This is a genomic window from Pseudomonas sp. NPDC089395, from assembly GCF_044749525.1.
In the GTDB taxonomy this organism is placed as follows: Bacteria; Pseudomonadota; Gammaproteobacteria; order Pseudomonadales; family Pseudomonadaceae; genus Aquipseudomonas.
In genome coordinates this window covers 83,116-90,050 of record NZ_JBIVID010000015.1, presented here as the reverse complement: position 1 = coordinate 90,050, position 6,935 = coordinate 83,116, and the positions used below count along the sequence as shown (strand labels likewise).

Annotated in this window: 5 protein-coding genes; all 5 read right to left on the bottom strand. The window is 66.3% G+C overall.

Features of this window, described 5'->3' with window-relative positions:
- Positions 1–243: 243 nt before the first annotated feature.
- Positions 244–1,077, bottom strand: a complete 834-nt coding sequence (locus ACIPZG_RS24460) for an SDR family NAD(P)-dependent oxidoreductase (RefSeq protein ID WP_400717661.1) — start codon at positions 1,075–1,077, stop codon at positions 244–246.
- Positions 1,078–1,089: 12 nt separating this feature from the next.
- A complete protein-coding gene (locus ACIPZG_RS24455) occupies positions 1,090–1,857 on the bottom strand; it encodes an SDR family oxidoreductase (RefSeq protein WP_400717659.1) in 768 nt (255 codons plus the stop codon).
- A 94-nt stretch (positions 1,858–1,951) separates the two neighbouring features.
- Entirely contained in the window at positions 1,952–3,187 is a 1,236-nt protein-coding gene (locus ACIPZG_RS24450) for a helix-turn-helix transcriptional regulator (RefSeq protein ID WP_400717657.1), read from the bottom strand.
- 168 nt (positions 3,188–3,355) lie between these two features.
- Positions 3,356–5,746 carry an RND family transporter gene (locus ACIPZG_RS24445; RefSeq protein WP_400717655.1) on the bottom strand — a complete coding sequence of 797 codons (2,391 nt, stop codon included), beginning with the start codon at positions 5,744–5,746 and terminating at the stop codon, positions 3,356–3,358.
- A 10-nt stretch (positions 5,747–5,756) separates the two neighbouring features.
- The gene (locus ACIPZG_RS24440; RefSeq protein WP_400717652.1) at positions 5,757–6,725 is read right to left on the bottom strand and encodes a WD40/YVTN/BNR-like repeat-containing protein; all 969 of its coding nucleotides are present in this window, start codon (positions 6,723–6,725) and stop codon (positions 5,757–5,759) included.
- Positions 6,726–6,935: the final 210 nt, after the last annotated feature.

The window sequence follows — 6,935 nt, the reverse complement described above, 5'->3', positions numbered from 1 at the left end:
GCTTCGATGGCAGACAGCTTGAACTGCTTGGAATACTTGGTCATGTAAAACACCCCGGTGTTGGATGGGTGTCCAACATCCGGGGCGCAGTTCAGTTCGCTGTGGGAGCAACGGTCCAAGCCTCCCACAGGTATGTCGCCGCTTTCTATGTCGTTGTTGGCCTGTAGGAGCGGATTTATCCGCGATCCGGGGCGCAAGCCCCGGCCATGCACCGCGGTGGATCCATCGCGGATAAATCCGCTCCTACCTCCAATCGGCCACGATCCCATGCTCGAGCGCGAATGGCTGGGCAGCCAGCGTGCGCCGCTGATACTTCACCGCCTGCTCATCCTCGGCCAGCCACAGCATCACCGCCGCCGGCACTTCCGGCGGTGCGCTACCGGCGCGCAAGGCAATCACACCCTGCTCGCCAATGGTCGCCTTCAGCGCTTCGGTGGTCACCACCCCAGGGTTCAGCGTATAAGCCCGAATCCCGCGCTCACCCAGCTCCACTGAAAGCATGCCTGACAACCGCGACACCGCCGCCTTGCCAGCGCCATACGCATAACCCCAACCGCCCTGGTCAGCAGCCACTGGCGGATCGCTCTCGCCCGCGCCCGAGGTGACATTGATCACCACCCCAGCGCCCTGCCCCAACATGCGCTCCACCACCGCCCGGGTCAGCAGGAACGGGGTGAGGATGTAACCCTTGAACATCCGCTCCAGGGTGTCCGGCTGCAGGGCCATGAATGTCGCATTGAGGTCGCTGCCCTGGTAGATCGCATTGTTCACCAGCACATCGATGCGCCCGAACTCGGCCAGCACCGTCGCGCAGGCCTCCTCGGCCGTGCTGCTGTCGAGCAGGTCCATCGGCACCACCAGCACCCGCGCGCCCAGCGTGCGAATGGCCTCGGCGGTCGCCGTGAGGCTGCCCGACAGCGGCGCGCCGCTGGCCTGGCGCAAGGCATGGGGATGCTGTTCGCCTTCTTCCACGGTACGTGCACTGATCGCCACGTCATAGCCGGCCCGGGCGAACGCCAGGGCCGCCGCGCGGCCGATGCCCCGGCTGGCGCCGGTAATGAATGCCACTTTGTTCATGCCAGATCCTTGTCAGAAGCGTGGCGCACGCACCATGGCGTCCATACCACCGTCGATGAATACCACGCTGCCGTGGATGAAAGCCGCCTGTCCGGACTGCAGGAACGCCACCAGCGCGGCGATTTCCTCTGGATGGCCGGAACGCCCCAGCGGCGCGACGAAATCGCGCACCGCCTGACCGAAGCGGGCGTCGTCCAGCGAGGCCTGGTGCAGCGGCGTCTGGACCGCGCCGGGCGCCACCACGTTCAGGCGGATACCGCGCTGCGCCCAGGCCGGTGCCAGGCGCCGGGCCTGATGGGTCACCGCGTACTTGGAGCAGGCGTAGGCGATATGCGGCTGGCCCAGGTCGTTGGCCAACTGCAGTGCCTTGGCCTCGTTGCCCTCCAGCATCGCTGCCGTCATCGCCTGCTGCTCGGCACCGGGCTGGGTCGCCGCCACCGAGCCGATCACCAGGGCCGCCGGGGCCTGGCCACGGGCCAAGGCATCCTGCAGACCGTCGAGCAACTGACTGACGCCGAAGTAGTTGACCGCCAGGATCAACCCGCACGACGGCGCGGTAACGCCAACCCCGGCACAACACACCAGCCCGTCGAGCACGCCGCCACTGCGTTCGAGCACCTGGGCGATGGCCGCCTCGCGCCCGTGGGCGGTGGACAGGTCGGCGATCACCTCGGCGTCGCTGCGATCGATACCGATTACCTCATGCCCCGCCGCACGCAAGGCGGCACTGACCGCCGCGCCAATGCCCGAGGCACTGCCACTGATAGCTGTAACAGACATAGTGAATCTCCATGATGGGTCCGGCGAGTATCGGCAGGACCGGTACGCGCCGGCATCGTCCTGGCGGACTAAATCCGGCGCGCGGGGGCCGGGCTCAAGCCCGTCGGGGAATGGCCACCGCCAGTTGCGGTGGCGGCACTTTCAGCCGGTCGATGGCCTTGAGCGCCACCTTCGGCTTGCCCAACGCCACCACACTGTTGAGGAGGATGCGCACCAGCTCGGTCTGGCGCCGCACACCGGTCTTGGAGAAGATCGAGCGCAGGTGTGCCCGGGCCGTGTTGCGGCGAATGTTCAGCACCTCGGCGGCCTCTTCCAGGGACAGGCCGTTGGCCAGTTCCATGGCCAGCGCGGTTTCCGCCCGGGTCAGGTTGAACAGCTGCTTGGTCACCACTTCGCTGGCCAGCGACTTGCTGGCCGCATCGCGGATGTACACCAGCGCCGCCGGCTTGCCCTTCTCTTCGGCCCAGTCCAGTGATGGAATCGACTCCACCACCAGCCCCAGGTTGACCAGCCCCGAAGGCCGGGTCACCGACATCGCTTCGGCGCTCTTGGGCGCATCCGGCGAGAACGCGGCGCGAATCAGGCGCTGCAGTTCGCGGTTGTCGCTCGGGTAGGTCGCCTCCAGGCGCCCGCCCACCAGTTTCAGGCCGTCGCTGGTGGCGAGAATTTCCTGGGCCACCGGGTTGACCCGCAGCACGCTGCCACTTTCGTCCAGCACCAGCGTGGCCACCGAAAGCCGGCTGATCGCCTGGGAATACAACTCGCTGAGCGACTCGCTGCGGTCCAGCAGGTTGTGCACCTGCAGGGCCCGGCGCAGGTGCGGCAGGAACATGCCGCACAGGGTCCGCTCATCGGCCGAGAAGTTCGGCGCATGTTTGGGCCGGGTAATGCGAAAACGCAACTTGCCGCCATCGGGGGTGGAGATGTCGGCGCCCATCACGTGGTATACCCCTTGCGGGCCGCAGAACATCTTGAAGTAGGCGCTGTGCTCCCATTCGGTCGAGGTCATGATGTCGTCGACGGTGAACACGTGGTCGAGCGGCTGGTTGGCAAACGGCGTATTGGTCTGCGGGTAGGTCATGTAGCTGACATCGCCCGCCCCTTCGATATCGCCCGAGATGATCATCACGCCCATGTCGGGCTGGTCGGGCACGCGCAGGATCAAGGTGGCGTAGTTGGCCCCGTAGAGGGTCCGGAAGCTGGTCAGCGCCCGGGCCATCAGTTTGGGATCCAGGGCGCCCTGGTAGACCTCGCCGACCAATCGGTCATAGGCAGCCAGGTCGAGGCCGAGAGCGGCAAGTGCATCATGGGTCAAGACTGCTTTGTCCACAGTGTTCTCCTCGCTCGGGTAAGGCTGAGCCTCCCCTTGTTATTTTTATAATTTCGGCGTGGGGCCAGTGGCCCCTTCGCTGCAACACTCGCGCGCCACAGTCTCGCTGGCGGCCCCCGGTGGCGACAATAGGTGCAACCGGGTTTATTTTTTTGGTTACTGGATGCGTCAGCGCGGCTGGCCGCTCAGCACCGCTCCCGCTGCCGCCTGTCGCGCCACCAACGGCCGGCCCCGGTTGAACCAGGCCGCCAGCGCCGGCAACAGGAAGATCGCCCCCAGCACGTTGACCAGGAACATGAACGACAGCAGCACGCCCATGTCGGCCTGGAACTTCAGCGGCGCAAACGCCCAGGTGCACACCCCGATCGACATGGTCAGGGCGGTGAATACCGCAGCCGTGCCGCGCTGGCACATGGCCCGGTAGAAGGCCTCGCGCAGGTCTTTGCCTGCGGCCATCTCGTGCTGGATACGCTCGTACAGGTAAATGCCGTAGTCCACCCCCACCCCTACCCCCAGCGCCATCACCGGCAGGGTGGCGACCTTCAGGCCGATGCCCAGCATCGCCATGAGCGCGTTGCACAGGATCGCGACGATCGCCAGCGGCACCAGGATGCACAGCACCGCGCGCAGCGAAAAGAACGTCAGCCAGCAGAACAGCGCCACCGAACCGAACAACGCCGCCAGCATGATCACCTCGGCGCGCTTGACCGCTTCGTTGGAGGCGGCCATCACGCCGACGTTGCCCCCGGCCAGCAGCAGCTCGACCTTCGGCGTGCGCACCTCGTCGATGATGCGCCGCGCCTCGCCGATCGCATGGCTGACGGTGGCGCCTTCATGGTCGGTGAGAAACACCAGGATCTGCATCTGCTGACAACCCTCGGTGACCAGGCCGTCGTCGGGCATGTAGGCCCGGGCGCCCTGGCTCAGGCCGCGGGCGGAACCGGGAATGGCCGCCCAGCGTGGGTTGCCTTCGTTGTTGCCGGCGATCACCCGCTTGCCCATGCCGGCCACGCTCTGCACCGACTGCACGCCGCTGACCGCACGCATGCGAAAATCGAAGGCCTCCACCGCGCGCATCACTTCCGGTGACAGGCAGCCTTCCTCGATGCCTTTCACCTCGACGAACACCGACATCACGTCCAGGCCGATCGAGTAGCTGCCGATGATGCGCGCATTGTCCTGGTTGTAGCGCGAATCGGCGCGCAGCTCCGGTGCGCCGGCGCCAATATCGCCCACGGCCAGCTCCCGCGCCTTCCACGCACCCGCCACCAGCAGCGCCAGGCTCAGCCCGAACACCACCAGCGCAGGGCCAGGTTCCGCCAACGCCGACAGCCGCCACCAGAGGCGATGGCGCCCGCCCTGGGCGGCCTGGGCCTGGCGCAGCGCGCCCGGTTCCAGGCGCAGCCAGGACAGGATGATCGGCAGCATCAGCTTGTTGGTGACGATCATCAGCATCACCCCGATGCAGGCGGTGACCCCCAGCTCATGCACGATGGGGATGTCGATGAGCATGATCACGGCGAATCCCAGGGCGTTCATCAGCAGTGCCAGCGAGCCCGGGATGAAGATCTTGCAGAACGCCGAACGCGCGGCCTCCAGCGAACTGGCGCCGGCCACCACGTCCTGCTTCCAGGCGTTGGTCATCTGTACTGCGTGCGACACCCCAATGGAGAAGATCAGGAAAGGCACCAGGATCGACATCGGATCGATGCCCAACCCCAGCAGCGGCAGCAGCCCCAGCAACCACACCACCGGCAGCAGCGCCACCACCAGCGCGACCAGGGTCAGGCGCCACGAGCGGGCATACAGCAACAGCAGCAGCGCGGTGATGACAAAGGCAATCACAAAGAAGCCGATCACCGTGTTCAACCCTTCGACCACATCGCCGACCAGCTTGGCGAAACCGACGATGTTGATCTCGATATGTTCGTTGGCGTACTTGTGGCGGAGCGCTTCCAGGCGTTCGGCCACCTCGGCGTAGTCCACCGCCTTGCCGGTCTGTGGGTCGATGTCCTGCAGGTCAGCCCGCACCATCGCCGATTTCAGGTCGTTGGCCACCAGCCGGCCGATCTGCCCGGACGCGGCGGCATTGCTGCGCACCTGGGCCAGGTCGGCGTCGCTGCCGCTGAAGCGCGGCGGCACCACCACGTCACCATAGAAGCCCTGCTCGGTGATCTCGATGTAGCGCACGTTGGCGGTGAACAGCGAGGTGACGCTGGCGCGGTTGACCCCGGAGATGAAGAACACGTCGTCGGTGACCTTGCGCAGGGTATCGAGGAACTCCGGGTTGTACAGGTCGCCCTCGCCTTTCCAGCGCACGCTGACCAGGAAGCGGTTGGCGCCGGTGAAGTACTGGCTGAAGCGCAGGAAGTTGACCATGTACGCATGGCGCACCGGGATCTGCTTGTTGAAGCCCGGGTCCAGCTGGGTGTGCGTGGCGCTGTAGCCCAGGCCCAGGGTCAACAGCACGAACAACAGCAACCAGCCCTTGCGTCCTTTCATCAAACCGTTGGAGGTCGCTTCGACGCAACGCGCCACGCGGGTCTGTGCCTTACTCATCGTTCGTCCCTCATTTGCCCAGCGTGGCAAGGTTGCCCGCGGATTCAACGAAAACCCCTTGCTCACCGCCCAGCAACAGGCGTGAACCCACCATGGCCGCCGACGTCAGGGTGCCGTGCCCGCTGATGCGGCTGACGCTGGCCAGCTCGCCACGGGCATCCAGGCGCACCACTGAGCTGCCGGCGCCGACCAGCACCAGCCCGCCGCCCGGCAGCCGGGCATGGCCGTACAACGGCAGCGCATTGCCGACCTCGACCTGACGCCAGTGCTCGCCGAAATCGTGGCTGACGAACACATGCCCACGCATGCCGTAGGTCACCCAGTCGCTGGCGCTCAGGCGCACCACGCCGAACAGCGAACCACTGTAGAAGGCCGGCAGGGTCTGCCAGTGCTCACCGGCATCGCGGCTGCGCAGCACCAGGCCCTGCTCGCCGACCAGCATGCGCCGGCCATCGGCGCCGCCATCCATGCCGTTGAGGTGGGCACTGTCGATGTCCAACGCCAGCGCCTGCCAGGTCTGTCCGGCATCGATGGACTGGTAGAACTTGCCGAAGCTGCCGAACGCCAGCACCCGCTCGCCACCGGCGGCCCAGACGCCCAACAGGGGCTCGCCGAGGCTGTCGTCGTGGCGCACTTCGCGCCAATGCTGGCCGGCGTCTTCGGAGCGCAGGATCCAACCGTCGTGGCCGACCGCCAGCAGGCGCTGGTCGTCCAGGGCCACCAGCGCGGTCAGGGCGACCTGGCGCTGGGGTTGAACCTGGGCTTGTTGCCAGCTGGCGCCCTGGTCGTCGCTGAGCAGGATGCTGCCACGCTCGCCGACGGCCAGCACACGGCGGCCGACATCGAGCAAGGCGTTGATCTGTACCCGGTCGGCGCGCAGCGGCTCATCGTTGGGCACGGGCTCGGGGCGTGGGAGGAAGGTGTAGGTGATGGTCAGGCCGACGAACAGGCAGACCAGATAGCCAATCAGCGAGCGCATGGGCAACGCTCCTTGGGGTGACACGCGAACAAAGCAGCCATGGAGCCATTCCTCTTGTTCTTGTCAGGCGCCGGACCTGCGGGTGGAGCCGCAGGGGCAATGGGATAGTCGGCTGGGGCGCGGAACGAAACATCGTCCAAATGGCTTAAGAATCGGTGGCCGGCCGGATGGGGGATGGCAGGTCTGGCCCTATCGCCGGCAAGCCGGCTC

Excerpts from the sequence above, each read along its gene's own strand:
- ACIPZG_RS24460 (WP_400717661.1), bottom strand. The coding sequence starts at position 1,077 with ATGAACAAAGTGGCATTCATTACCGGCGCCAGCCGGGGCATCGGCCGC.
- ACIPZG_RS24455 (WP_400717659.1), bottom strand. The coding sequence starts at position 1,857 with ATGTCTGTTACAGCTATCAGTGGCAGTGCCTCGGGCATTGGCGCGGCG.
- ACIPZG_RS24445 (WP_400717655.1), bottom strand. The coding sequence starts at position 5,746 with ATGAGTAAGGCACAGACCCGCGTGGCGCGTTGCGTCGAAGCGACCTCC.
- ACIPZG_RS24440 (WP_400717652.1), bottom strand. The coding sequence starts at position 6,725 with ATGCGCTCGCTGATTGGCTATCTGGTCTGCCTGTTCGTCGGCCTGACC.